20 protein-coding genes and 1 riboswitch are annotated in these 21,911 nt (G+C 73.1%); of the genes, 15 read left to right on the top strand and 5 right to left on the bottom strand.

Annotated features, from left to right (window positions below):
- Window positions 1–26 precede the first annotated feature (26 nt).
- From OOK41_RS15870 to OOK41_RS15855, 4 genes are all read left to right on the top strand, one after another.
- Window positions 27–722 carry a hypothetical protein gene (locus OOK41_RS15870; RefSeq protein ID WP_117669886.1) on the top strand — a complete coding sequence of 232 codons (696 nt, stop codon included), beginning with the start codon at window positions 27–29 and terminating at the stop codon, window positions 720–722.
- Window positions 719–1,615: a hypothetical protein gene (locus OOK41_RS15865; RefSeq protein ID WP_266265699.1), complete on the top strand. Its 897-nt coding sequence runs from the start codon at window positions 719–721 to the stop codon at window positions 1,613–1,615. The genes OOK41_RS15870 and OOK41_RS15865 overlap by 4 nt, the downstream gene beginning before the upstream one ends.
- A gap of 232 nt (window positions 1,616–1,847) precedes the next feature.
- Window positions 1,848–2,288, top strand: coding sequence for a hypothetical protein (locus OOK41_RS15860; RefSeq protein ID WP_266265697.1), 441 nt, complete (start codon window positions 1,848–1,850; stop codon window positions 2,286–2,288).
- Window positions 2,289–2,378: 90 nt separating this feature from the next.
- Complete coding sequence (locus tag OOK41_RS15855) at window positions 2,379–3,143, top strand: hypothetical protein (protein WP_266265695.1); 765 nt, start codon at window positions 2,379–2,381, stop codon at window positions 3,141–3,143.
- Between the two features lie 108 nt (window positions 3,144–3,251).
- Here OOK41_RS15855 and OOK41_RS15850 read toward each other — a convergent pair whose 3' ends face one another.
- The 3 genes from OOK41_RS15850 to OOK41_RS15840 all read right to left on the bottom strand — a co-directional run bounded on the left by OOK41_RS15850 (window position 3,252) and on the right by OOK41_RS15840 (window position 6,574).
- Complete coding sequence (locus OOK41_RS15850) at window positions 3,252–3,866, bottom strand: hypothetical protein (RefSeq protein ID WP_266265693.1); 615 nt, start codon at window positions 3,864–3,866, stop codon at window positions 3,252–3,254.
- A 158-nt stretch (window positions 3,867–4,024) separates the two neighbouring features.
- Window positions 4,025–5,257: a triacylglycerol lipase gene (locus tag OOK41_RS15845; RefSeq protein ID WP_266265691.1), complete on the bottom strand. Its 1,233-nt coding sequence runs from the start codon at window positions 5,255–5,257 to the stop codon at window positions 4,025–4,027.
- A 1,080-nt stretch (window positions 5,258–6,337) separates the two neighbouring features.
- The gene (locus tag OOK41_RS15840; RefSeq protein ID WP_117669896.1) at window positions 6,338–6,574 is read right to left on the bottom strand and encodes a preprotein translocase YidC; all 237 of its coding nucleotides are present in this window, start codon (window positions 6,572–6,574) and stop codon (window positions 6,338–6,340) included.
- A 916-nt stretch (window positions 6,575–7,490) separates the two neighbouring features.
- Between OOK41_RS15840 and OOK41_RS15835 the strand changes: the two genes are divergently transcribed.
- The 7 genes from OOK41_RS15835 (at window position 7,491) to OOK41_RS15805 (ending at window position 15,007) form a co-directional block, all read left to right on the top strand.
- Window positions 7,491–8,504, top strand: coding sequence for a methyltransferase (locus OOK41_RS15835; RefSeq protein ID WP_266265689.1), 1,014 nt, complete (start codon window positions 7,491–7,493; stop codon window positions 8,502–8,504).
- Window positions 8,505–8,634: 130 nt separating this feature from the next.
- Window positions 8,635–10,869, top strand: coding sequence for a hypothetical protein (locus OOK41_RS15830; RefSeq protein WP_266265687.1), 2,235 nt, complete (start codon window positions 8,635–8,637; stop codon window positions 10,867–10,869).
- Between the two features lie 158 nt (window positions 10,870–11,027).
- Window positions 11,028–12,626: a beta-1,3-glucanase family protein gene (locus OOK41_RS15825; RefSeq protein ID WP_266265686.1), complete on the top strand. Its 1,599-nt coding sequence runs from the start codon at window positions 11,028–11,030 to the stop codon at window positions 12,624–12,626.
- A gap of 244 nt (window positions 12,627–12,870) precedes the next feature.
- A riboswitch (cobalamin riboswitch) is annotated at window positions 12,871–12,939 on the top strand.
- Window positions 12,940–13,000: 61 nt separating this feature from the next.
- Window positions 13,001–13,204, top strand: a complete 204-nt coding sequence (locus OOK41_RS15820; protein WP_266265684.1) for a CbtB-domain containing protein — start codon at window positions 13,001–13,003, stop codon at window positions 13,202–13,204.
- On the top strand, window positions 13,195–14,016 hold the full coding sequence (locus OOK41_RS15815; RefSeq protein WP_266265683.1) for a CbtA family protein: 822 nt from the start codon (window positions 13,195–13,197) through the stop codon (window positions 14,014–14,016). Before OOK41_RS15820 ends, OOK41_RS15815 begins: the two co-directional genes overlap by 10 nt.
- The gene (locus tag OOK41_RS15810; RefSeq protein WP_266265682.1) at window positions 14,013–14,636 is read left to right on the top strand and encodes a histidine phosphatase family protein; all 624 of its coding nucleotides are present in this window, start codon (window positions 14,013–14,015) and stop codon (window positions 14,634–14,636) included. The genes OOK41_RS15815 and OOK41_RS15810 overlap by 4 nt, the downstream gene beginning before the upstream one ends.
- Window positions 14,633–15,007 carry a hypothetical protein gene (locus tag OOK41_RS15805; protein ID WP_266265681.1) on the top strand — a complete coding sequence of 125 codons (375 nt, stop codon included), beginning with the start codon at window positions 14,633–14,635 and terminating at the stop codon, window positions 15,005–15,007. Before OOK41_RS15810 ends, OOK41_RS15805 begins: the two co-directional genes overlap by 4 nt.
- A gap of 51 nt (window positions 15,008–15,058) precedes the next feature.
- Here the strand turns inward: OOK41_RS15805 and OOK41_RS15800 are convergent, their stop codons facing one another.
- The gene (locus OOK41_RS15800) at window positions 15,059–16,417 is read right to left on the bottom strand and encodes an NAD(P)/FAD-dependent oxidoreductase (protein WP_266265680.1); all 1,359 of its coding nucleotides are present in this window, start codon (window positions 16,415–16,417) and stop codon (window positions 15,059–15,061) included.
- A gap of 127 nt (window positions 16,418–16,544) precedes the next feature.
- Complete coding sequence (locus OOK41_RS15795; RefSeq protein ID WP_117669912.1) at window positions 16,545–16,943, bottom strand: BlaI/MecI/CopY family transcriptional regulator; 399 nt, start codon at window positions 16,941–16,943, stop codon at window positions 16,545–16,547.
- 94 nt (window positions 16,944–17,037) lie between these two features.
- Between OOK41_RS15795 and OOK41_RS15790 the strand changes: the two genes are divergently transcribed.
- The 4 genes from OOK41_RS15790 to OOK41_RS15775 all read left to right on the top strand — a co-directional run bounded on the left by OOK41_RS15790 (window position 17,038) and on the right by OOK41_RS15775 (window position 21,895).
- Window positions 17,038–17,982 (top strand): M56 family metallopeptidase, encoded by a 945-nt coding sequence (locus tag OOK41_RS15790; protein WP_117669914.1) that lies wholly within the window; start codon window positions 17,038–17,040, stop codon window positions 17,980–17,982.
- Between the two features lie 123 nt (window positions 17,983–18,105).
- Window positions 18,106–19,167, top strand: coding sequence for an iron ABC transporter substrate-binding protein (locus tag OOK41_RS15785; RefSeq protein ID WP_266265678.1), 1,062 nt, complete (start codon window positions 18,106–18,108; stop codon window positions 19,165–19,167).
- Window positions 19,168–19,253: 86 nt separating this feature from the next.
- Complete coding sequence (locus tag OOK41_RS15780) at window positions 19,254–20,762, top strand: iron ABC transporter permease (RefSeq protein ID WP_266267839.1); 1,509 nt, start codon at window positions 19,254–19,256, stop codon at window positions 20,760–20,762.
- On the top strand, window positions 20,759–21,895 hold the full coding sequence (locus OOK41_RS15775; RefSeq protein WP_266265676.1) for an ABC transporter ATP-binding protein: 1,137 nt from the start codon (window positions 20,759–20,761) through the stop codon (window positions 21,893–21,895). Before OOK41_RS15780 ends, OOK41_RS15775 begins: the two co-directional genes overlap by 4 nt.
- The last annotated feature ends 16 nt before the right edge of the window (window positions 21,896–21,911 follow it).

Here is a 21,911-nt window from a genome sequence, read left to right as displayed (position 1 = left end):
GGAACGGTACGAGCAGGGAGAGTCACGTGAGGATCCGTACCCGGGCCCGGGCCGGCGCGCCCCGGACCGGCAGCCGGTCGGCCGGTGCGCTGCTGGCCGGCGCCGCCGCGCTCAGCGCGGCCGTCGGTCCGGCCGCACCGGCCGGCGCCCACCCGTTCGGTCCACCGTCCACCGCCGGCGTCAGCGTCGACGGAGCCCGGGTGGCGCTGGTCTGGCAGGCCGCCGAGGACGACTGGGTGGCGCTGGGCCAGTCGGTCGGCGCGTTCGAGGACCCCACCGCGGGCGCCGTCGACACCGCGTTGACCGGAGAGCAGAAGCTGCAACGCTCGGCGGCGGTGCGGGAGTACCTGCTCCGGCACGTCGACGTCCGCCAGGCCGGCCGAACCTGCGCGGAGGAGTTGCTGCCGCTGGAGCGGCTGCTGGCCGAGGGCGCGCGGTTCCGCTTCGACTGCCCGGAGCCGGTCACCGAGGTTCGGCTCACGGTCACCGCACTGACCGACCTGAATCCGGCGTACCGGACGATGGTCACCGCCCGGACCCCGATGGCGCCGGCCCAGGCGCTGTTCACCGCAACCGGGACCAGCCACGACCTGCGGGCCACCGCCACCGGCGGCGGCCGGCCCGGCGCGGTCACCGCGGTGGCTGCCGGGACCGGACTCGCAGCCGCCGGCGGCCTGGCCGTCCTGCTGGTACGGCGGCGGCGGGCGGGAGGCCGGCGGTGAACGGTCTGAACGGACTCGACGCCAGGCTGGTCACGTTCTTCGACGGCGGCGTGGTCTTCTGGCTCGCTCTGCTGGTGGCGCTCGGCGTCGGAGCGGCGCACGCCGTGGCCCCCGGTCACGGCAAGAGCATCACCGCCGCGTATCTGATCGGCACGCACGGTCGGTACCGGGACGCCGCCCGGCTCGGGGTGATCGTGGCGGTGATGCACACCTTCTCCGTGCTGATCCTCGCGCTCGCCTGGGTCGGCATCACCGGGGTCGCCGGTTTCGGCACGGAATCCATCACCGGTTGGCTCCAGGCGCTCGCCGGGGTGGTGGTGATCGGGGTGGGGGTCCAACTGACCTACCGCCACCTGACCGGCCACAGCCACGGACACAGCCACGGACACGGACACGGACACGGACACGGACACAGCCACGGACACAGCGGCGGGCACGGGCACGGCCATCTCCCCGAGCCGTCCCAGGCAGATGGACATGGACATGCTCATGGACACGATCACGAAGCCGACCACCACCAGGGGCAAGGACCACGGTCCACGTCCGACGGCACACCGACCGATCCGTGGTCCCGGCGCGGGCTTGTCGCGCTCGGCCTCTCGGGCGGGCTGCTGCCGTCGCCGTCGGCCTTCCTGGTCCTGGTCAGCGGGCTGCTCACCGGCCGGGCGCTGTACGCGGTCCTGCTCGTCACGGCGTTCGGCGTGGGGATGGCGGCGACGTTGACCGCGGTCGGTGTGCTCACCGTCCGCGGCTACGCGATGCTCGCCGGTCGCGCCCCGCGCTGGTCACTGGCCGCCACGGCGGTGGCCTGGACACCGCTCGTCGCCGGCATCGCGGTGTCCGCCGGCGGGTGCCTCTACCTGTTCGTCGCCCTGAGCGCGCTCACCGCCTGACAGCCCCTGCCCGCTGGAACCCGTGGCGCTCGGCCGCCGACCGTCGGCGGCGGCCCTCCGAGCGTCACTCATCGGCGCCGGTCCGGCCGGAGCCGTGGAGCCGTGCACCCACATCCCGCCAGCACAGAGGGGTCGCACGGGTCGGTCCCCCGGCCGGCCAGGTATGGCCGCGGCCAGGAGTACCGGACAGACGCCGGCCGTTACTGTCGTACGCGGCTGGCAGCATCACGGCATGCTGCTGACGTCCCTGGCCGAGATCGAAGGCGCGATCCGAGCGGCCTGGTCGCCGGACACCTGCGACCCGGTGGACCTGCCGCACTGGTCGAGCGCGAACCCCGCGCGCGGCCAGTGCGGCGTGACCGCCCTGCTGGTGCGCGAGCTGCTCGGCGGTGAGTTGCTGCTGGGAACCGTGCTGCGACGGGACGGCACGCGGCAGGGGGTGCACTACTGGAACCGCCTCGGCGGCGGGGTCGAGGTCGACCTCACTCGCGAGCAGTTCACCAGCGACGAGGTCGTCCAGGCTCCGGTCGTGGTCGATCCCCCACCCGGGCCGCCGGAGCGACTGCGAGACCAGCACCTGCTCCTGCGCCGTCGGGTCCTTGACTCGCTCGACATCACCCAGCCGTCGCAATCACCGGTTCCGGCGACAGCGCAGACCCGTCGCGGCCGGTAGCGGCAGCACGACCACGCCTCGACTCCTGGATTCCGCACACCATCTCGGGGAATCCACGAGTCGCCACAACGAGAAGGCCCGGCACCCCAGATGAAGATCCGTTTGGTCGAGAACGGCGAGACCAGCGCGTACCGCCCGGTTGACTCCTTCAGTTACGCACGGCTGTCGGAGATCGGTTGCCTCGACGAGGTGCTCGCCTTTGTCAGCAGGTCACGTGCGGCCAACCCCGAGGCCCGGTTTCTCTGCACGCTCGACGACCTCAACCAGTGCTGCTACACGAGCATGCACGCCGCCGGGAACGACCGGATCGAATGGCCCGCCGAATCGGTCGACTTCGACGATCCGCGCGCTGTCCACGCCTTCGAAGTGGCCCGGCTGGAGCACGTGGTCGCCCGCCTGGACGACGCGCGGTACCGAACGACCTGGGAGGCGGTCGCAGGTACGCTTCGGCCTTCGCCCGCCGACATCGCTGCCCTCGTCGCCACGAACCGGGACGCCTCCGCCGTGCTCGACGACGTCGTCTACGTGCAGCGCCTGCCCGTCAGTCGCGATGACCTGTTGTTGGCGGGGCTGCCCAACGGCTACTTCAGTTCGGATTGGGACGTCTTCCAGAACCACGCCGTCATTCGGCGGATGGAGGAGCTGCACGGGTATCGCTTCTTCGGCATCGGAGCGTCCTGGCTCGGTTTCGTGGCCGACGCACCACCGAACGCGCAGGGCGCCGCGCGGCTCATCGAGGATCTGACGGGACTCTACGGCCACGCGGGGGATGCCTCCGACGCATGGCGGGAGCTCGAATCTCTTGCCCGGCGAAGCCCGACGTTGCTGCTGTGCTACACGGAGGACTTCACCTGAAGTCGGGGCCGCCGCCGGGCCGGGGAACCGCCGGGCGGCCGCCTGGGCGTCTGGCCGCCACCGCGCAGGTCGCCCCGGCCGCCCTGACACCACGGTTCCGGGTCCGCCTCACCTGGCCGGCGTACGCGTCAGCGGCAGTATTCGGCGTGCAGTTCCGCGTAGGGGCGGCGCCCGTTCGGGTGGTCCCGGTGCCGGCCCATGCCGATCTCCACGCAGCAGTGCGTCTGCGGCATCCGCGCGGTGCGCCGGGCACTCCTCGGCCAGCGCGCGGACCTGGTCCGCCACCAGGTCGAAGGCCCTGCGGCTGCCCGTCACCGTCAGCGTGTCGGCGGCGATGTCCCACCGCAGCTGGTCACGGAAGTCCCGGTGCCAGGCCCGCCGGTGATCGGCCGCCGGTCGGGCCGGCCACGCGGCGCCCGGCAGGGTCACCGTGTGCGGCCTGCCGGGCCCGAGTCGGGCCCGGACCTGCTTCCACCGCGACGGTGGGAAGGCGAGCCGGTGGTGCAGCAGAAGCAGGTCGAGCGACCGGCCCCAGGAGCAGGCGGGCGGCGCGGCGGCGGCCCGCATCGGCAGGTGGACGAGGGTGTACGGCGACCGGGCGGCGAAGCCCCACGCCAGGGCGAACATCGTCGCGGTCCGCTTGTCCAGACAGAACTGCGCCCCGAGGCGCCCCTCGTACAGGCCGCCGAACCTCGGTGCCCGGGCGGGACGGACGACCCGCATCCGACGGCCCCCACCGGGCTCGACCTTCTCCATCACCGGCGGCCGAGCCCCGCTCGGCGACCCCGGACGCGGGATGCCTCCGGCCCGTGTGTCGGAGGCATCCCGCGTCGGGGCGACACGGAGTGGGACCTGTTCCTCGCCGCCGTCGACGGCGAGGATCAGGGCAGGCGTTCGATCAGCCAGGAGCACAGTTCCTCGGTGATCAGCGTGTGTTCCTCGTTGCGCGAGGCGACTCGGAACTCGTCGAGCTCACTCTCGCCCGGGTCGAGCGTGTCGACGGGCGTGTACAGCGCCTCCTCGGTGTCGACGTCGCGGATGGCTACGGCGCTGACGGCCGGCACGAAGCAGTGCGACCGGATGTGCGCCTGCGCGCGCATGCCCAGGTAGGTGGGCAGGGCGTTGAGGGTGTCGGCGAGGATGCCGAAGCCGTCGAGGGTGCCGCCGGGGGCGGAGCCGACGGTGGGCAGGCCGGACGTGTGAACCTGCCTCGTGTGGGTGGTCACCACCCGCAGCGCCGCGACGAGCTGGTCGTCGCCGGCGGGCTGCACGTTGAGCCTCGTACCGACGATCGCCAGCCCGAGGCCCTGCACGGCGAGCGCGCCGGCCGCGTTGCCGTTGCCGACGCCGGTGCCCACCCCGTTGGCCACGCCGATCCGGCGGGGCCGGCGGGGCCAGCCGCCCACCTCGTCCAGGGCGAGCAGGAAGTCCCGCCGGTCCTGGCTGATTGCCGGCTGGTCGTTCCACTCCGCGATGTGCCAGGCGAGCAGCTCGCGGGCGGCCGGGCTGTTCATCTGGTCGGAGAACCGGCTGTCGAGGTCCCGGATGTAGTGCGCGAACGCCTGTAGGGCGACCGGGACCGAGGCGCCCCGGTGCGGGCTGTCGTACGACCAGTACAGCGCCGTCTCGTGGTCGATGCCCTCGGACTCCAGCTTGGCCAGGGCGTACCGGGTGACCAGGCCGCCCATGCTGAACCCGCCGACCGCCAGCGGGGCGTCGCCGCGACGTTGCGCCACCGCCCGCAGCACCGCCGCCGTGGCGGCTTCGGCGTTGTCCAGGATCGACGCGCTGCGTTCCTGGAAGCCCAGCAGGACGACGTCCCGGCCGCTGTCGCGCAACGCGCTGATCAGGGCGTAGTCGCCGGACTCCAGGTAGGCCCAGGAGAACTCCAGGGTGCTGGGGCCGGAGTTGAAGCCGTCGGCCAGGATCACCGGGCGGGTCAGCACGTCGTTGCCGGTGGCGAAGTACACCCAGGCGGTGCCGCCGGGCAGGTCCCAGACCTCGTTCGGCGCGAGCGGATCGACCTTCACCTCCCTGGGGCCGGCGGCGAGGATGACGGGCCGGTTGGCTCGCAGGGCCACGGAGACCTGCGGCCCGATGTGTGCGTCACTCATGGTGCGACACCTCCACGATCGATGTTTCTCTGCGTACGCGTGGTTTCGGACGTGGTGCGTGGAGCCCGGACGCGCGGGTGCCCGGAGCGGGACTGCCGGTGCGCGTCCGCGCCATGCCTTGGGGCGTCACCGCCCACGGCGCGGGCGGCTATCCGGCGCGACTGGCGGTGGCCGTCGCGCGTCACCGGACCGGTTGGGACCGGGACCAGGTCACACGATCGCGCCACCGGGGTGGCCGGCGCCGGACCGTGGACGGTGTCGAACGTCTACCGACGCCGCAGGTGGTGCGCGGCGCGGGGCGCGGGCGGGTGGCGGCGTCGGAACCCACCGATCGCGCCGATGACGTCTGCGGTGTCCTCCATGCCCACCCTCCCCTCGCCTCACACAGAGCATCACAGCGAACACCCTCCGTCAATATGGAGACGGATGGATGACCGTAAGTTACATAAAGCATTCATAATTCACGATGTTTTCGGCCCGCTCCGTCGGGACCGGCAGGCGCCGCTGGATCCCGCCGATCCGGGATATCCACCCCGGGGCGGCGGGTCCGTCGAAGGACGATGAGGACGCCGGGCGTTCGCCGACGACCGCCGGCACGGCGGACGATGCCGCTCGATCGCCGGCACCGGCGACGATGCCACTGTGGACGGCGGAGCGTCCACGCCGCGGTGACGACGCTCGCGGTGAGCTGGACCCCGTTCGCGCCGGTGGCCTGGGTGGGGCAGCGGCTCCTGGTGGCCGCCGCACGGTCTGGTCTTCCTCGCCCCGCTGGTCTTCCCGGGCGGCCGGCTTCCGCGCCGGCGCTGGTCCCCGGTCGGGTACCTCATCGGTGCGGCAAGGCGATGTCCGGGCAGACCCGGGTGCTGATCGTGAACGATCATCCGGTGGTCCGACGTGGACTGCGGATGATGCGGGTGGCTGAGAGCTGGGCCGATGGCGACGGTGCGCAACCAGCTCTCGGCCGGGCCCGCCAAGCTCGGCGTCGGCGACCGGGGCCTGGCGTCGCGCGGCCGGCGACGCGGGGCCGGCGACGCGGGGCCGGCGACGCGGGGCCGGCGACGCGGGGCCGGCGACGCGGCCTCAGCCGGCCGCGTCGGGGTGCCCCGCCATGCCCGAGCCACCGCCGCTGCCGCCCGAGGATCCGCCGGCGACGCCCGACCCGTCGTCCTCGGTGACCAGGTCCGGTCGGACGTCGGTGTCGTCCGGGGCCGGCACGTCGGTGTCAGCCCCGACCTGCACGAGCCGGGCCTGCCCGGCCTCGTCCTCGGCGTGCTCCGGGTCGACCGGCAGCTCGCCGTCACGCGCCTGGTATCCCACCTGTCGCCTCCCCCGTCGGTGCCAGTTCGACGGCGGCGGGTGGCTACCCGCTGCGGCGACCGGGAAACCCCGGCGCGGGCACGGACGCGGTCCGGACGGGCGGGGCCGAACCCGGGCGGCGGGGGCACGACCTGGCGAGAGGCGCACCCGGCCTCCCCCTCGCGGGACCTTCCAAAATGACGCCCGGCCACACCTCGGACGTATCGCACAAGATTCACCATATGAAGGTCGACGCATTGTTCGACGTCGAACGTTGACACCCCGAAGCCCCTGTGGCAGGTTGACGAATGGCACGGGGGCGCCCACCCTCTGGAACTCTATTCCGGCGTTTCGCCGTTTCGCCGTTTCGGGGGCGCGGCACTCCTGGCCTCGTCCTACCCGTAGCACGGATTATTGCCGGATCGCCATCAGCTTCACCGACGATCCGAGCGCCGAGCGGAAGGGGGCCAAAATGCGTTACCTCCACTGACACGTCGCGTCGCCGCGGCCATCCGGCGCGTCCGGACGGCCGCGGCGCCACGTGCCCGCGAAACAGCCCACCACCCCGGAAGGGACGTCTCCCGTGGCGGACAGGTCGCTGCTGCGGCGCGTGACCCATAATTCACTGGCGCCAGTTCCTCGATTCCTGGCCCGACACAGGGTGCGCGGAGTGCCGACAGGCGCTCGGCGACCCCACTAAGGTCGACCCGAATTCCGCCGGGTCGGGTCGAAATACCGGAAACCCGGGTGAGCGCACAATCGCTTGATCCTCCGAACACGGCACCATTCGGCACCTGCTCGTTCGGCATTGCCCGAGCTTCCGCTGACCACCGGGCGACCGCAGTTCGCGGCGAGTGCCGCGCTGCCCGGCGCCCACCCGGCAGCGTCCCCGGGGCCGGGGGCGGTACTTGGTTCCACGCGCGAGAAGGGTCCGACATTGGAAGTACCGCCCGACCCCTCCCACACCGAGCGTCTCGTCGCGCTGCTGCGGGGACACGCCGTCACGCAACTCGTCGCGGCGGCGGCTCGCTTCCGGATACCCGACGTGCTGGCCGAGGACGCCCTCCCGGTCGCCGACATCGGCGCGCGGACCGGAATACCGGTGCCCGCGCTGGACCGGTACCTGCCGGCCCTGGCGGGACTCGACATCGTCCAGCGCGAGCCGGACGGTACGTACCGCGTCGCGCCGCTCGGACGGCTACTGCGATGCGAGCCTGGTTCACTTTACGGCCAGGCACTTATGGCCGGCAACGAGTACTATGGCGCCTGGCAGGAGCTGGACCACGCCCTGCTCACCGGTGAGTCGGCGTTCCACGCCCGACACGGATGCGGGCTGTGGGAGATGACGGCTCGGAAGCCGGATCTCGCGGTGGCCTTCGCCCGCACCATGCGGTGGAACTCCAACCGGGTCCTGTCCGACGTCCTCGCACTCCACGACTTCACCGACGCGCGACTCGTGGTGGACCTGGGGGCGGGCGACGCCACCCTGCTGTGCGGCGTCCTGGCCCGGTATCCAGGGGTTCGCGGGCTCGCCGTCGAACAGGGCTCGATGGCCGCACGGGCCGCGGCGACCGTGGAGGAAGCCGGCCTCAACCAGCGGTGCGGTGTGCAGACCGGCGACATCCGACGGACGGTGCCGAGCGGTGGTGACGTCTACATCCTCAAGTCGGTCATCCACAACTGGCCGGACGAAGCCGCCACGGACATCCTGCGCAACGTCCGGGACGCCATGCCGGCCGGCAGCCGACTGCTCCTGGTCGAGAACGCCCACGACGGTACGGACCCGGAAGCGGCGCTGCGGGATCTGGCGATGATGGTGCTCTTCGGCAGCCGGGACCGCACGCCCGCCGAGTACTGCGCCCTGCTCACCCGGGCCGGCTTCGCCGCTTCCACGCCAAGACGGAGCAGTTCCGGCATGTGCCTGATTCCCGCCACCGCCGACAAGCCCTGACGACGTCAGGCATGGGTCGACTGTCGCTGGGCTGCGGGTCACAGGCCAGGTCCGCGCCACCGGGCCCGAGGGACATCCGCGATTCCGGGTATCGGCAGCGGGACCGACAGTTGTCTGTGACCCTGACCGGGTGGGCACAGCAGCCGGGTGGGAGGCCGTCGAGTTGCGCGTGCACGGGGTCTCCGGCGCGGCGGCAGAGACGCTCCTCGACCACCCGATCGTGGTGCGCGTCGCCGGGGACCGGCACGCCGGCTTCTACCGGCCCCGCCCCGGCACCGGCGCGGCCGGGGGCGTCACCACGGGGGTCGCCGCCGAGGCGTACCGGTGGGGCGCCCTGACGGCCGGCGCCGCGGTGCGCAGCGCCCTGATGCTGCTGCTCCTGCCGTTCATGCTGGTCAACCTCGCGATCTGGCTGCGCCCGACGCCGACCGACCGGTTCGGCCTGCTCGGCGTGCTGTGCCGGCTGCTCGCCGGCACCCTCACCGCCGCCTTCATGCTCTCGATGATCGGGATCGCGCTGAACCTCGTCGGCTGGCAGTGCGTGCCGTACGACCAGTGCCGGGCCGGCCGTCCCTACCTGTCCTGGCTCACGGCGCTGCCGATGGGGCCCCGGCTGGCGCTGCTCGCGCTCCTCCCGCTGCTCGCGCTGCGGGTGATCTCGGCGATCGGCGCCCGGTCGGCGCGGGCGTTGGAGGGTTTCACCCCGTCGTCGCCACGGCCGGAGTCCGCCGAGACGGCGGAGGACCTGGGCGCCCCCGAGTTCTGGAACGACGAGCGGACCACGGCCTGGCTGCGTCAGATCCACGTCGGGATCGGCGCCGGCATCCTCGACGCCAGCCTGCTCGTCGCCCTCCCGGGAGGCCGGCACGGGCCGGTGGGCCCGTTGCTGTTCGGCGCCGCGGTCGGACTGGTGGGGTTCTGCGCGGCGCTGCTCTGCCTGCCGACGCTGACCAGCGGCGCACAGGCCCGCCGGGTCCGGGGCCTGCTGTGGGCGACCACCGTCGGGGTGACCGTCCTGAGCCTCGGCTACGCGGCACTCGCGCGCCAGGCCCAGCCCGTCGCCGGACAGTTGCCCGGCTACGAGGGCAGCGCCGCCGTCCTGGTCGCGGCGCAGGGCGTCCTGCTCGTCACCCTGGCCGTCGTCACGGTGGCGCGCCAGCGGGCGGTCCCGCCCGGAACCCGCCCGTTCCTGCGCGGGCTGGGCACACCCCTCGTGGCGGCGGTGGCGGTGAGCGTCGGCGCGGCCTTCACCGCCACGCTGGTGTTCCGGGTCGCCGACCAGCTCGACCGCGGCTCCATCCCCGACCCGATCCGGCCCAGCCCGCCGGGCATCGGCCCCCTGGACCCGCCGGTCGCCTACTGGTGGGCCGCGCTGGCCGGGCTCGCCGCGCTGCTGGTCGTCGCCGTGTCCGCCGCCGCCACCCTCCTGCTGAGCCGCCGGCGGCGACACTACCTGGCCGAACGCGTCATCGAGCAGGACTACCCGCAGGCGCCGCCGTACGCCGCGCCCCAGCTCCGCACGGTCCGGCAGGCCATCGCCCGGTCCCACGTCACCGAGGAACTGGGCCCGATGCTGGTCGCGTTCTTCGTGATCTCCACGCTCGGCCTGGCCACCATCGTCCTCGACCTGTTCGGGATCGGCCCCACCCAGCTCGCGGCCCGGGTCGGCGGGCAACACAACGGCACGGCGGTGCTCGCCGCCTATGTCACCGACGCCGGAATCTGGATCGTCAGCCTGCTGGTGATCGCGCTGGTGATCGTCGGTTTCCGCGCGTACCGGTCGGTCGAGACCCGACGCGTCGTGGCGGTCCTGTGGGACCTGGGCACCTTCTGGCCGCGCGCCGTCCACCCGTTCGCCCCGCCCTGCTACGCCGCCCGGGCGGTGCCCGAGCTGGCCAAGCGGGTGTCCGCGCTCGCCACGCGAGGCCCGGTGGTCCTCTCCGGGCACAGTCACGGTTCGGTCCTGGCCGTGGCCACCATCCTGCAACTGCCCCCGACCGTGCTGCACCGGGTCGCGCTGCTCACCCACGGCTCCCCGCTGCACCGCATCTACGCCCGCCTCTACCCGGCCTACTTCGGCGGGCCGACGCTGTGTGCGCTGGGCGACCGGCTCGACTGGCGGTGGCGCAACCTCTGGCGGGCCACCGACCCGATCGGCGGGCCGATCTTCCAGCACCACCGGGGCGCACCGCCACCGTGCGACCCGCCAGCGGGCGAGGCGGTCGACGTCCGGCTCCGCGACCCGCGCGCCGTGACCATCGACCCGGCGGACACCGTGCCGCCGCCCGTCGAGCGGCACTGGCCGTACCACACGCAGCCGGAGTACCAGGCGGCCGTCCGGGAGCTGATCGACCGGGCCGGCTGAGGCGGACAACCGCCGGCCTCGGGTCCGGACGGGTGCGGCGAGGCATGGCGTCGGGACGTCGGCGGGCGGGGCCGACCACCATCCATTGACAAACGTTGTTAACAATCAGAAGCTGAGAGAGCGCTCTCTTGACCCGTCCCGGCAAGCGAGGAGTTCCCGTGGGTTTCCGAAGAAAGCTGCTCAGCGTCGTCTCCGCCCTGGTCACCGCCGTCCCGGTGGCCGTGGTCGCGTCCCCCGCCCAGGCCGTCGGCCCCGCGCTGCTGCCCGTCACCGTCACCAACACCACCGGCCGCAGCGACGCCGTCCATCTGTACGTGATCGGCATCCAGCTCTCCAGCAACCGCCTCGGCTACGTCACCCGGACCGGCACGTTCATCCCCTGGTCCGGCGGGCAGAACCCGCCCTCGCCAGCACCGGACGCGTCGATCCCGGGGCCCGGCAACGGCGGCAGCACGACGATCCAGTTCCCGCGCGGCTTCTCCGGCCGCGTCTACTTCTCCCTCGGGGAGAAGCTCAGGTTCTTCCTGACCCCGAACGGGTTGGTGCAGCCCGCGCCGTGGGCGGCCGGCGACGCCAACCGCGACATCCTGTTCGACTGGAGCGAGTTCACCTACAACGACGCGGGGCTGTGGCTGAACAGCTCACAGGTCGACATGTTCGCGGTGCCGCACGCGGTCACCGTGACCGGCGCCAGCGGCGTCACCAAGCGGACCGGCGACGTCGTCAACAACGGTCGCATCGCCATCATCGACGGCATCCGGTCCCAGCCCGGCTGGGCGAACACGGTCTACACCCGATCCGACGGGACCGTGCTGCGCGTGCTCGCCCCCGGCAAGGCCGCCGGCGCGGGCCTGCTCAGCACCACCTACCTGGACTCCTACATCGCCTCGGCGTGGAACGCGTACACGACCAGAACGCTGACCGTGGTGCCGTTCGGCGACCGGCCGGACACTCGGTACTTCGGGCGGACGTCGGGCAACGTCATGACCTTCACCAACAGCGCCGGCCAGGTGGTCGCCTCCTTCAACCGGCCCTCGTCGGCGAGCGTCTGGGGCTGCGACGGTGATCTGCCCGCCCCCAACGACCAGGTGGTCGGCCCGATCTCCCGGACGCTCTGCGCGGCCCTCAACCGGGGCACGCTCGGCACCGTCGACACGCAGCCGAGCACGAACGCCGCCGAGTTCTACCGCAACAACCCGACCAACCAGTACGCCCGCGTCATCCACGCCAACATGAGCGACGGCAAGGCGTACGCCTTCGCCTTCGACGACGTCGGCGCCTTCGAGTCGCTGGTCCACGACGGCGACCCCCGCGCGGCCGGCCTGGTGCTCAGCCCGTTCGGCACGGGCGGCGGCGGGCCGGGCAACCCCGGTGGCGCCGTCCCGGTGCTGAGCAACTGGAACAACAAGTGCATCGACGTGCCCAGCTCCAACTTCGTCGACCGGGCCCCGCTACAGATGTGGACCTGCAACGGCACCAACGCCCAGAAGTGGACGTTCACCGGCAACGCCGTGCAGAGCCAGAACAACAAGTGCATGGACGTCGACGGCGGGGCTACCGGCAACGGCGCGGTGGTCCAGCTCTACACCTGCAACGGCAGCGGCGCCCAGCAGTTCACCCTGAACGCGGCCGGCGACCTGGTCAACCTCCAGGCCAACAGGTGCGTGGACATCAAGGACTGGAACGCCGGCGACGGCGCGCGGCTCCAGCTCTGGGACTGCGCCGGCAGCGCGAACCAGAAGTGGCGCAAGGGCTGACCGACCGGAGACCGAGCCGGGGGCGGGGCCGCGTGCGGCGCGGACCCGCCCCTCGCCCGGCCCGGCTCAGGTCCGCCCGGCGGTGATGCCGGGCCGGGCCCACGACACGTCGGCCCGACGGCTCGTCGCTCCCGCGCCGGGCGCTGAAGGGGTGTCCGGCGGCCCACATCGTCGACGAGACGATTGACCGGTCGTAGCCGCAGCCGCTACGGTCAGGTTCACTATCTGCGGCGTCGCGAGGAAAGCCGGTGTGAGTCCGGCGCGGTCGCGCCACTGTGAGCGGTCCCATCGTCGATGGGCCCGCGAGCCAGGACGCTCGGACGTCCGCAGCCTTGCGATGGGGACGCGTCATCCCCGGAGAGGTTCCTGATCTCATGTCGAGCTCCACTCCCGCCCAGCCGTTGGTGCGTCCCGCTGCTTCCCCACGCGTGCTGTGGGCGGCTCTGGCCGTCGTCGGCGCCCTCCTGCTCCTGGCCTACCTGGTCGCCTTCGACCAGGGCGCCGTCTCGCGCAGCGGCATGTACCTGCACGAGTTGATGCACGACGGCCGGCACCTGCTCGGTGTCCCATGTCACTGAACACCACCTCCGCCCCACCGACGTTCGTCACCGTCCTGCTCCGTGGCCTGCTCGCCGGCCTGGTCGCCGGCCTGCTCGCGGGGACGTTCGCCTACGTCGTCGGCGAACCGCGCATCGAGGCGGCCATCGCGATCGAGGAGGCGGCGACGCACGCCGCCCCCGCGGTCGGCCACGACCACCACCAGGACGAACTGGTCAGCCGGGAGGGCCAGCGCGGCGGCCTGTTCCTGGCCACCGGCCTGTTCGGGGCCGCGATGGGTGGCCTGCTGGCAACCGCGTACGCCCTGCTGCGTCGGCGCCTGCGCACCGCGGACGACGGCCGGTCCGGGCTACTGCTCGCCGGCGGCGCGCTGCTGGGCGCGGTGATCGTGCCGTTCCTGAAGTATCCGCCCAATCCTCCGGCCGTCGGCGATCCCGACACCATCAACCAGCGCACCGGCACCTACCTGCTGATGGTGGTCCTCGGCCTGGTGGCGGTCTGGGCCGGCTCGCTCGGCCATCGGTCGATCCGCCGGGGCGCGCCGCCGTGGCTTCGCGCCGGCGCGGCCGGCGGCGGGTTCCTGCTGGTCGCCGTCGTCTCCCACCTCGTGCTGCCGTCGTTCGAGGAGGTCCCCGACGACTTCCCCGCGACCCTGCTGTGGAACTTCCGGCTGGCATCCCTCGGCACCCAGGTGGTGCTCTGGACCGCGACCGGCCTGCTGTTCACCGCCCTGATGAGCCGGGGTCGGCGACCGGCGCTCGACCGCGACGCCGGGCGCCTGCCCGCTCCCGGTAGCTCGGCGTTCGACGCCGGTACTCCGGCCCACCCGTGACCGCGACCAGCCTGCGGCTGGTCGCCCACGCCCACACCGCCGCCCTGAGACGGGCGGCGTTCGGGGCGGGTGACGACAACGTGGACGAGGGCGGCCTGACGGCCGCCCTCGCCCACGCCCCCGCCGGGCCGGACCGGCGTGGACCGCTGGGACGGATCGACGCCTGCCTGACCAGCCCCGCTCCGGCGGCGGTGCAGACCGCGCACGCCATCGGCCTGCGCCCCACCGCCGAGGCCGCGCTCGCCGACTGCGACTACGGCCGCTGGGCCGGCCGGTCGGTGCGGGAGGTCGGTGACCGGCAGCCCGACGCGCTGCGGGAATGGCTGGCCGCGCCCGAGGCCGCCCCGCACGGCGGGGAATCCCTCGCCGCGCTGCGCGACCGCGTCGGAGGCTGGCTCGACAGCCAACTCGGCCGAGGCACCCGGATCGCCGCGGTGACCCACCCGATGGTCATTCGCGTGGCGATCACGCACGCGCTGGGGCTGCCCGTGGCGGCGGCGTGGCGACTGGACGTCGCACCGTTGGCGGTGATCCGGCTCAGCGGGCACGGGTCACGGTGGCAACTCCAGTTCCCCACGCCCCGGCACCCCGGGGCGACCGGGGTGGCGGCGCTCCGGTGACCGGGTCCGGGCCGGACCCGATCCGGGGCGGCTGCACCGTCACGGTCTGCCGGGACTGCTGCTGCGGCAGCACCACCAAACACCCGGAGGTCGACCACGACGCCCAGTTCCGGGCGTTGGAGCGGGCACTGTCGCCGCCGCACCAGGTGCGCGCCAGCCGCTGCCTCGACCGCTGTACGCAGTCCAACGTGATCGTGGTACATCCGACGCCGCAGGCCCGCCGCGGCGGCGCCCGACCCGTCTGGTTCGGACTCGTGGTCGACGACCAGGTCACCACCGACATCGCCGACTGGGTCCAGGCGGGAGGGCCGGGGCACGCGCCCCTGTCCGACCTGCTGGCCCTGTCGGTGATCACCGCCCCGACACCGTGACCGGGCGGACGGTCCTCCGGACTGCCCGTCGGGTGACGGCCCCGGCCGGGATCAGGTCCCCGGGTCGGCTCCGGACCGGGGACCCCGGGCGGTCCGGGCGGCGCCGCCGAACAGCACCCGGCGCACGATCGCCGGACGCAGCAGCCGATGTGGCGGGTCGACAAGGTTGAGCACCCGCAGGAAGGCGGTGCCGAGCACCGCGTCGGTGCGGGCGGCGGCGTGGAGCCGGTGCACGTACGCGTTGACGAGCCGCACCCGCACCGTCCGGCGCCCCTGCACCTCGGGAAAACGCAGATCCGTGCCGACCGCGATGGACCACGGGCCGTCGATCAGCTTGCCGGCCCCGCGGAAGAACCGCCGCCACAACCGGTCCCGGTCGCCGGCCAGCAGGGTCCGCAGCAGCAGGCCCTCGGTGGCCGCGACCGTCATCCCCTGACCGTAGACGGGGTTGAAGCCGCACAGCGCGTCGCCGAACACCAGGTAGCCGAGCGGAAAGCGGCGCAGCCGCTCGTAGCGTCGCCGGACGCTCGCCGGGTACCGCATCCGTGCCGGCGCGCCGACGGGGGTGGCCTCGCGCACCAACCGGCTGATCAGCGGCAGGCCCAGCGACTCGGCGAACCGCGCGTAGCCCTCGTCGTCCAGCGGCGGCTGCTCGCCGAGCACCCCGCTGAGGGCCACCGCGAAGCGGTCATCCTCCTGGGCGGCGACGATGCCGGTGCGCGGGCGCCCAGGGACGGCGTTGGTCAGCGCGCCGAAAAGGCCGTCGAGGTGGCGGGGGTCGCGCTCGTAGTTGCGGGTGACATAGGTGACGTCGACCGCGACCCGCTGTTCGGCCGGGGCCGGATAGCCGAGCGCGGTCAGCCACGCCGGGGTACGCGACGCCCGGCCGCAGGCGTCGACCACCAGATCGGATTCGAGCCGGTAGGGCGCCCCGTCGCGCGGCGTCACCAGGACACCGGTGATCCGGCGACGATCGTCGGTGCTCAGCAGGTCGGTCGCCTCCGCCGGCGGGCAGAGCCGGACGTTCGCCAGCTTCTCCACCCGGGCGCGCACCGTGCGCTCCAGCAGGGGGCGGCTGACCCCCACGCCGATGAGTGAGGACGGGGAACGGCGCATGGGGTAGCCGTCGTTGCACCAGTGCACCTGTCCGTTGAGGTCGACCAGGGGTGCGCCGGCCCGGTGGAGTTCGTCGCTGAGGCCGTCGAACAGCTCGTCGAGCGCCTGCCGCCCACGGGCCAGCAGGACGTGCAGCTGACGCGACTGGGGCACCCCGCGCCGGGGCTGCGCCGCATCGGGCAGGACGTCACGGTCGACGACCGTGACGGTGTCGTACACGTCGCTGAGCACCCGGGCGGCGATCAGCCCGGCCATGCTGGCGCCCAGCACCACGGCGTTGCCTGCGCGGACCATGGTCGAGACGGTAGGCGACCGCGGCGTGCCGGTCCTCTTCGAGATTGCGCACGTTGGGAAAGGCGTCGGGCGGTCCCGTCACCAGCGCGGCCGGGGTGACCCGGGTCTCCAGCCGGGGCGGGGCGGGTCAGTCGCCAGCTTCGAGGAGAAGGCGGCGCAGGAGCTGTTCGTCCTGTTCGTCGAGAGCACTGACGAAGCGCCGCAGTACCGAGGCATGGTCGGCTTCGGCCCTCAGCAGCCGGCCCATCCGGCCGGCGACGAGGGCGGGCGCGTCGGTGACGGCGGCGTAGCGGTAGGCGCGTCCATCTCGTTGGCGGGTCACCGCGTCCTTGTCGAACAGGCGGGTGAGGGTGGTCACAACAGTGCTGTACGACAGCGGCGGGGACCAGTCCAGCCTCTCGCGCACCTCGGCGGGGGTGAGTGCGCGGCCCGCGCCGACGAGCGCGGTGATGATCTCGGCTTCCAACTCGCCGGGGCGGCGGCGGTTGCCGTGCCGGTCGCTGTCGGGTTGATCGTTGGCCGCCACCGGCAAAGCCTACCGACCGCCCCGGACGCTCGCGACACCAGCAGGTCAGCTCGATGGTGGCAGACTGGCCAGGTCCTTGGATCGGAGGAGGGACATGTTCGATCACTTCGTCTGGTCTGTGGTGGTGACCCCGCTGTTGGTGCTCGCGGCGGCCCGGCTGCTGAGCGAGCGGCTCCGGCCGGGCCCGGCCGCCGTGGTCCTGGCCTGGTCGATGGCGGTCGCCGCCGGTGCCGGCCTGGTGAACGTGGCCGCCTTCGCGGTCAAGGCGGCGGCCGAGACACCCGCCGTGGCCCGTCGCCTCGACTTCTCGGACCAGGTCGTGCGGCAGGACACCGCGCATGTGCCGTGGGTGTCCTGGCTGTCCCTGCTGATGCTGGCCGTCGCGGGTGTCGCCCTCGTACGGCTGGCCCGCCGGCACCGACGGACGCAGGCGGCCCTGCGCCGGTACGCCGAGCTACCGGCGCTGGCGGGCGGGCAGTTGGTGGTCCTTGACGACGCCCGGGTCGACGCGTTCGCGGTGCCGGGCCCCCCGGATCGGATCGTGGTGACGACCGGCATGCGGGCCGTGCTCGACGACGCGCACTTCGCCGCGCTGCTGGCGCACGAGCGGGCACACCTGGCCGGGCGGCATCACCGGTTGATCCGGCTGACGCAGTTCGCCGCGGCGGCGCACCCGGTGTTCTGGTGGGAGATGCGGCGGATCGAATACCTCGTCGAGCGGGACGCCGACGAGCGGGCCGCCGTCGATGTCGGTAGCCGTCGGGTCGTCGCCCGGGCGATCGGCGCGGCGGCGCTGGCCGCCTCGGGGCGTCCGGGCCGGGCCGACGTCCTGCGCCTCACTCCGGCCGAGTCGGACGTCGCCCGGGCCGGGGCGGTGCCCCGTCGGGTGGCATCGCTGCTGCGGGACCGGTCCGGCAGCAGGTCCCGCCTGATGGCGGCCGTCCCCGCCCTGCTCGCCGCGGGTTCCGTGGTGTGGACCGGGGAGTGCGTCTACGACCTGCACGAACTCATGCGGAGTGCGCGTATCCGGATCGGGTGAGCGGGCACCGCTGGCGTGGGGAGCACCCCGGGCGGTAGCTAAGTGAGGTTAGGCTCTGCTAACTTCTACAGCCAGTAGAAGAGCCAGGGCCCGGCTCTGCCCAGCTACCCAAGGAGCACCGCCGTGCGCGCCCCCGTCCGAACTCCCCTCCTCTCGCTGGCCTGCGCCGGTCTTCTCCTGCTCGGGGCCACCGCCTGCGGCGGCGAGTCGGCGCCGACCGACGACGCCGCCGCCCCGGCTTCCGACAAGAAGATCACGCTTTACAGCGGTCGCAGCGAGTCGCTGGTCAAGCCCCTGCTGGAGAAGTTCACCCAGCAGTCCGGCATCACCGTCGAGGTCCGTTACGCCGGAACCGCGGCGATGGCCACCCAACTGCTTGAGGAGGGCGAGAAGTCACCGGCCGACGCGTTCCTCGCCCAGGACGCCGGCGCGCTCGGCGCCGTGGCCAAGAAGGGCCTGTTCGCACCGCTTCCCGCAGACGTCGTCGCCAAGGTGCCGCAGACCTACCGCGCCAGCAGCGGGCAGTGGGTGGGCGTGACCGCACGATCCCGGGTCCTGGTCTACAACCCGGACCTCGTGCCGGCCGCCCAGCTACCGGCATCGGTCTTCGACCTGACCGGCCCGGCCTGGAAGGGCAAGGTCGGCGTCGCACCGACCAACGCCTCCTTCCAGGCGTTCGTCACCGCTGTCACCGTGCAGCACGGCGAGGCCAGGGCCAAGGAGTTCCTCGCCGGGCTGAAGGCCAACGCCCCGCAGGTACGCGAGGGCAACGCCCCGATCGTGGAGGAGGTCGACGCCGGCAAGCTGGCGGTCGGGCTGGTCAACCACTACTACCTCGGTGAGATCGCCCACGAGCGCGGCACCACCCCGGAGAAGATGAAGGCCAAGCTGCACTTCTTCCCCAACGGCGACACCGGCGCACTGGTCAACGTCGCCGGGATCGGAGTGCTCAGGAAGGCGGCCCAGGATCCCGACGTGCGGACCTTCGTCGACTACCTGCTCGGCCCCGAGGCGCAGACGTACTTCGCCGAGAAGACCTACGAGTACCCGGTCGTCGGCGGGGTTCCCGCTCCGGCGTACGCCCCGGCGCTGGACACGTTGAAGGTCCCCGCGGTCGACCTGAACGAGCTCGACCGGCTTGAGGCGACCATCAACCTGATCAAGGAATCGGGGCTCGTCCCCTGAACGCTCCGTTGACCGTCGGGAGGCGAACCCGTGCCGGCGGGTCCGCCTCCCGACGGGCGTTCCGCCGCCGGCCACCGCGCCCGGTCCTGCTCGCCCTGTCGCTCGTCGCCGTCGCGGTGACCCTGATCCCCCTGGCCTACCTGGTGGTGCGCACCGGGGAGGCGGGTTGGACGCGGATCACCGAAGAGCTGCTCACCCGCCGGGTCTCCCGACTGGCGCTGCACACCCTGGGTCTGGCCACAGTGGTCACCGTCGGCTGCCTGCTGCTCGGAGTCGGCGCGGCGTTCCTGGTGGTCCGCACCAACCTGCCGATGCGGCGGCTCTTCGCGGTGCTCGCCGCGCTGCCCCTCGCGGTGCCGACCTACATCGCCGCGTTCACCTGGGTGTCGACCGTCGACGGGTTCGAGGGGTTCTGGCCGGCCGCGCTGGTACTGACACTCTGCTCGTACCCCTATGTCTTCCTGCCGGTCGCCGCCGCGCTCGCCGGCAGCGACCCGGCGCAGGAGGAGGTGTCCCGGTCACTGGGCCGGGGCGGCTGGGCGACCTTCACCGCGGTGACCCTGCGCCAGATCCGGCCCGCGCTGACCGGGGGCGGCCTCCTGGTGGCCCTGTACGTCCTCGCCGACTTCGGTGCGGTCTCCATCCTGCGCGCCGACACCTTCACCCGGGCCATCTTCATCGCCTTCGACCTCGGCTTCGACCGCACCGGCGCCCTGGTGCTGTCGCTGGTGCTGGTCGGGCTCACCGTGCTGATCCTCGCCGGGGAGACGGCGACCCGCCGACCGGGGAGACGGTACGCGTCCCTGCGCGGCGCCCGCCGGTCGCCGATGCGGATCGACCTGGGCCGGTGGGGCTGGCCCGCCGTCGGCGGCCTGACCGCGGTCGCGGTGCTCGCCCTCGGTGTCCCGGCGGCCAGCCTCGCCCGCCGGCTCGCGGAAGGCGTCTCCCGCCCCGGCGACTGGACCGAGGTGGCCACCGCGGCCGGCAACTCGCTGTCGCTCTCGCTCGCCGGCGCCGCGCTCACCATGCTGCTCGCCCTGCCGCTGGGCCTGCTCACCGCCCGGGCCCCCGGGATGATCTCCACCGTCCTGGAACGACTCAGCTACCTCAGCCACGCCCTGCCGGGGCTGGTGATCGGCCTGTCCCTGGTCTTCTTCGGGATCAACGTCGTGTACCCGCTCTACCAGAGCACCGCGTTGTTGGCGCTCGGCTACGCCGCGCTGTTCCTCCCGCTCGCCACCGCCGCCGTGACCGGCGCGGCTGCGCAGGCACCGCCGGTCCTGGAGGACGTCGCCCGGTCGCTCGGTCGCGGACCGGTGACCGTGCTGCGCACGGTCACCCTGCCACTCACCCTGCCGGGCATCGCGGCCGGTGTCGCCCTGGTCTTCCTCGCCTGCATGAAGGAGCTGCCGGCGACACTGCTGCTGCGACCCACCGGCACCGACACCCTCGCCACCGAGCTGTGGACGAACACCTCGGTGGCCGCCTATGCCGCCGCCGCGCCGTACGCGGCGTTGCTGGTCGGGCTCTCCTCGGTGCCCACCTGGCTGCTGACCGCCCGCACCGGAGTCCTGATCAAGGAGAACCAGTCGTGAGCTACCTGGAACTGCGGGCAGTGGCCAAGCGCTACGGCCCGGTGGACGCACTCACCCGGGTCGACCTGACGGTAGCGCCGGGCACCCTCACCGCCGTCCTCGGCCCGTCCGGCTGCGGCAAGACCACCCTCCTGCGCTGCGTCGCCGGCTTCGAGCACATCGACGCCGGCAGCATCACCGTCGACGGCCGCACCGTGGCCGGCGACAGCACCCACCTCGCGCCCCACCGACGCAAGGTGGCGATCGTGCCGCAGGAGAGCGCCCTCTTCCCGCACCTGTCGGTCCGGGACAACGTGGCGTACGGGCTGGACCGCGCGACCCGCCGCACCAGCCGGGTCCACGAGGTGCTGACCCTGGTCGGACTCGCCGACCACGGCGATCGAATGCCGCACCAACTCTCCGGTGGACAGCAGCAGCGGATCGCCGTCGCCCGCGCCCTGGCACCCAGGCCGGCACTGATCCTGCTCGACGAGCCGTTCAGCTCGCTGGACGCGGCGCTCCGCGCCGACCTGCGCGACGACATCCGGGCCGCGCTACGCGCCGACGGGGCCACCGCCGTTCTCGTCACCCACGACCAGGGCGAGGCCCTCTCCGTCGCCGATCAGGTGGCCGTCATGCGCGCGGGCGCCATCGTCCAGGCCGCAACCCCCGCCGACATCTACCACCATCCCACCGACCCGTGGACCGCGGCCTTCATCGGGGACGCGATCCTGCTGACCGGCCAGGTCCACGACGGGACCCTGCACACCCCACTGGGTGCGGTGCCGATCGCCCCACCACGCCCCGGCTGGTCGGCACCCACCACCACCGAGGTCGACGTCATGCTGCGCCCGGAGCAGATCCGGGTCGGCCGGGCAGGCGAGGGCGTACCGGCCACCGTCGAGACGATCGCCTTCCATGGCCACGACGCCCTGATCACGCTGCGCCTCACCGACGCCGGGACGATCACCGCCCGCGTCTTCGGCACCACCGGCCTGCCGGCCGCCGGCGCCCTGGTCGGACTACGGGTCGAGGGCACCGCGCTGACCTGGGCGACCAGGATGCCGGTCCCCGTACCGACCCCGCCCGAGCACGACCGTCGCCGACCAGTCGGGCCGCGACGGGACCGGGCGGAACCCGGGGTAGGGCACTGACCCGGCCGCCGTCGCC

The sequence above is a fragment of the Micromonospora sp. NBC_01655 genome (assembly GCF_026339755.1).
GTDB lineage: Bacteria > Actinomycetota > Actinomycetes > Mycobacteriales > Micromonosporaceae > Micromonospora.
Note: the sequence above shows the minus strand (reverse complement) of the source record. Positions and strands in the feature narration are given on the sequence as shown.

What these genes read in the sequence shown, in the direction of transcription:
- OOK41_RS15850 (WP_266265693.1), bottom strand. Translation starts at nt 3,866, where the DNA reads ATGCGGGTCGTCCGTCCCGCCCGGGCACCGAGGTTCGGCGGCCTGTAC.
- OOK41_RS15855 (WP_266265695.1), top strand. Translation starts at nt 2,379, where the DNA reads ATGAAGATCCGTTTGGTCGAGAACGGCGAGACCAGCGCGTACCGCCCG.
- OOK41_RS15800 (WP_266265680.1), bottom strand. Translation starts at nt 16,417, where the DNA reads ATGGTCCGCGCAGGCAACGCCGTGGTGCTGGGCGCCAGCATGGCCGGG.
- OOK41_RS15860 (WP_266265697.1), top strand. Translation starts at nt 1,848, where the DNA reads ATGCTGCTGACGTCCCTGGCCGAGATCGAAGGCGCGATCCGAGCGGCC.
- OOK41_RS15845 (WP_266265691.1), bottom strand. Translation starts at nt 5,257, where the DNA reads ATGAGTGACGCACACATCGGGCCGCAGGTCTCCGTGGCCCTGCGAGCC.
- OOK41_RS15815 (WP_266265683.1), top strand. Translation starts at nt 13,195, where the DNA reads ATGTCACTGAACACCACCTCCGCCCCACCGACGTTCGTCACCGTCCTG.
- OOK41_RS15790 (WP_117669914.1), top strand. Translation starts at nt 17,038, where the DNA reads ATGTTCGATCACTTCGTCTGGTCTGTGGTGGTGACCCCGCTGTTGGTG.
- OOK41_RS15820 (WP_266265684.1), top strand. Translation starts at nt 13,001, where the DNA reads ATGTCGAGCTCCACTCCCGCCCAGCCGTTGGTGCGTCCCGCTGCTTCC.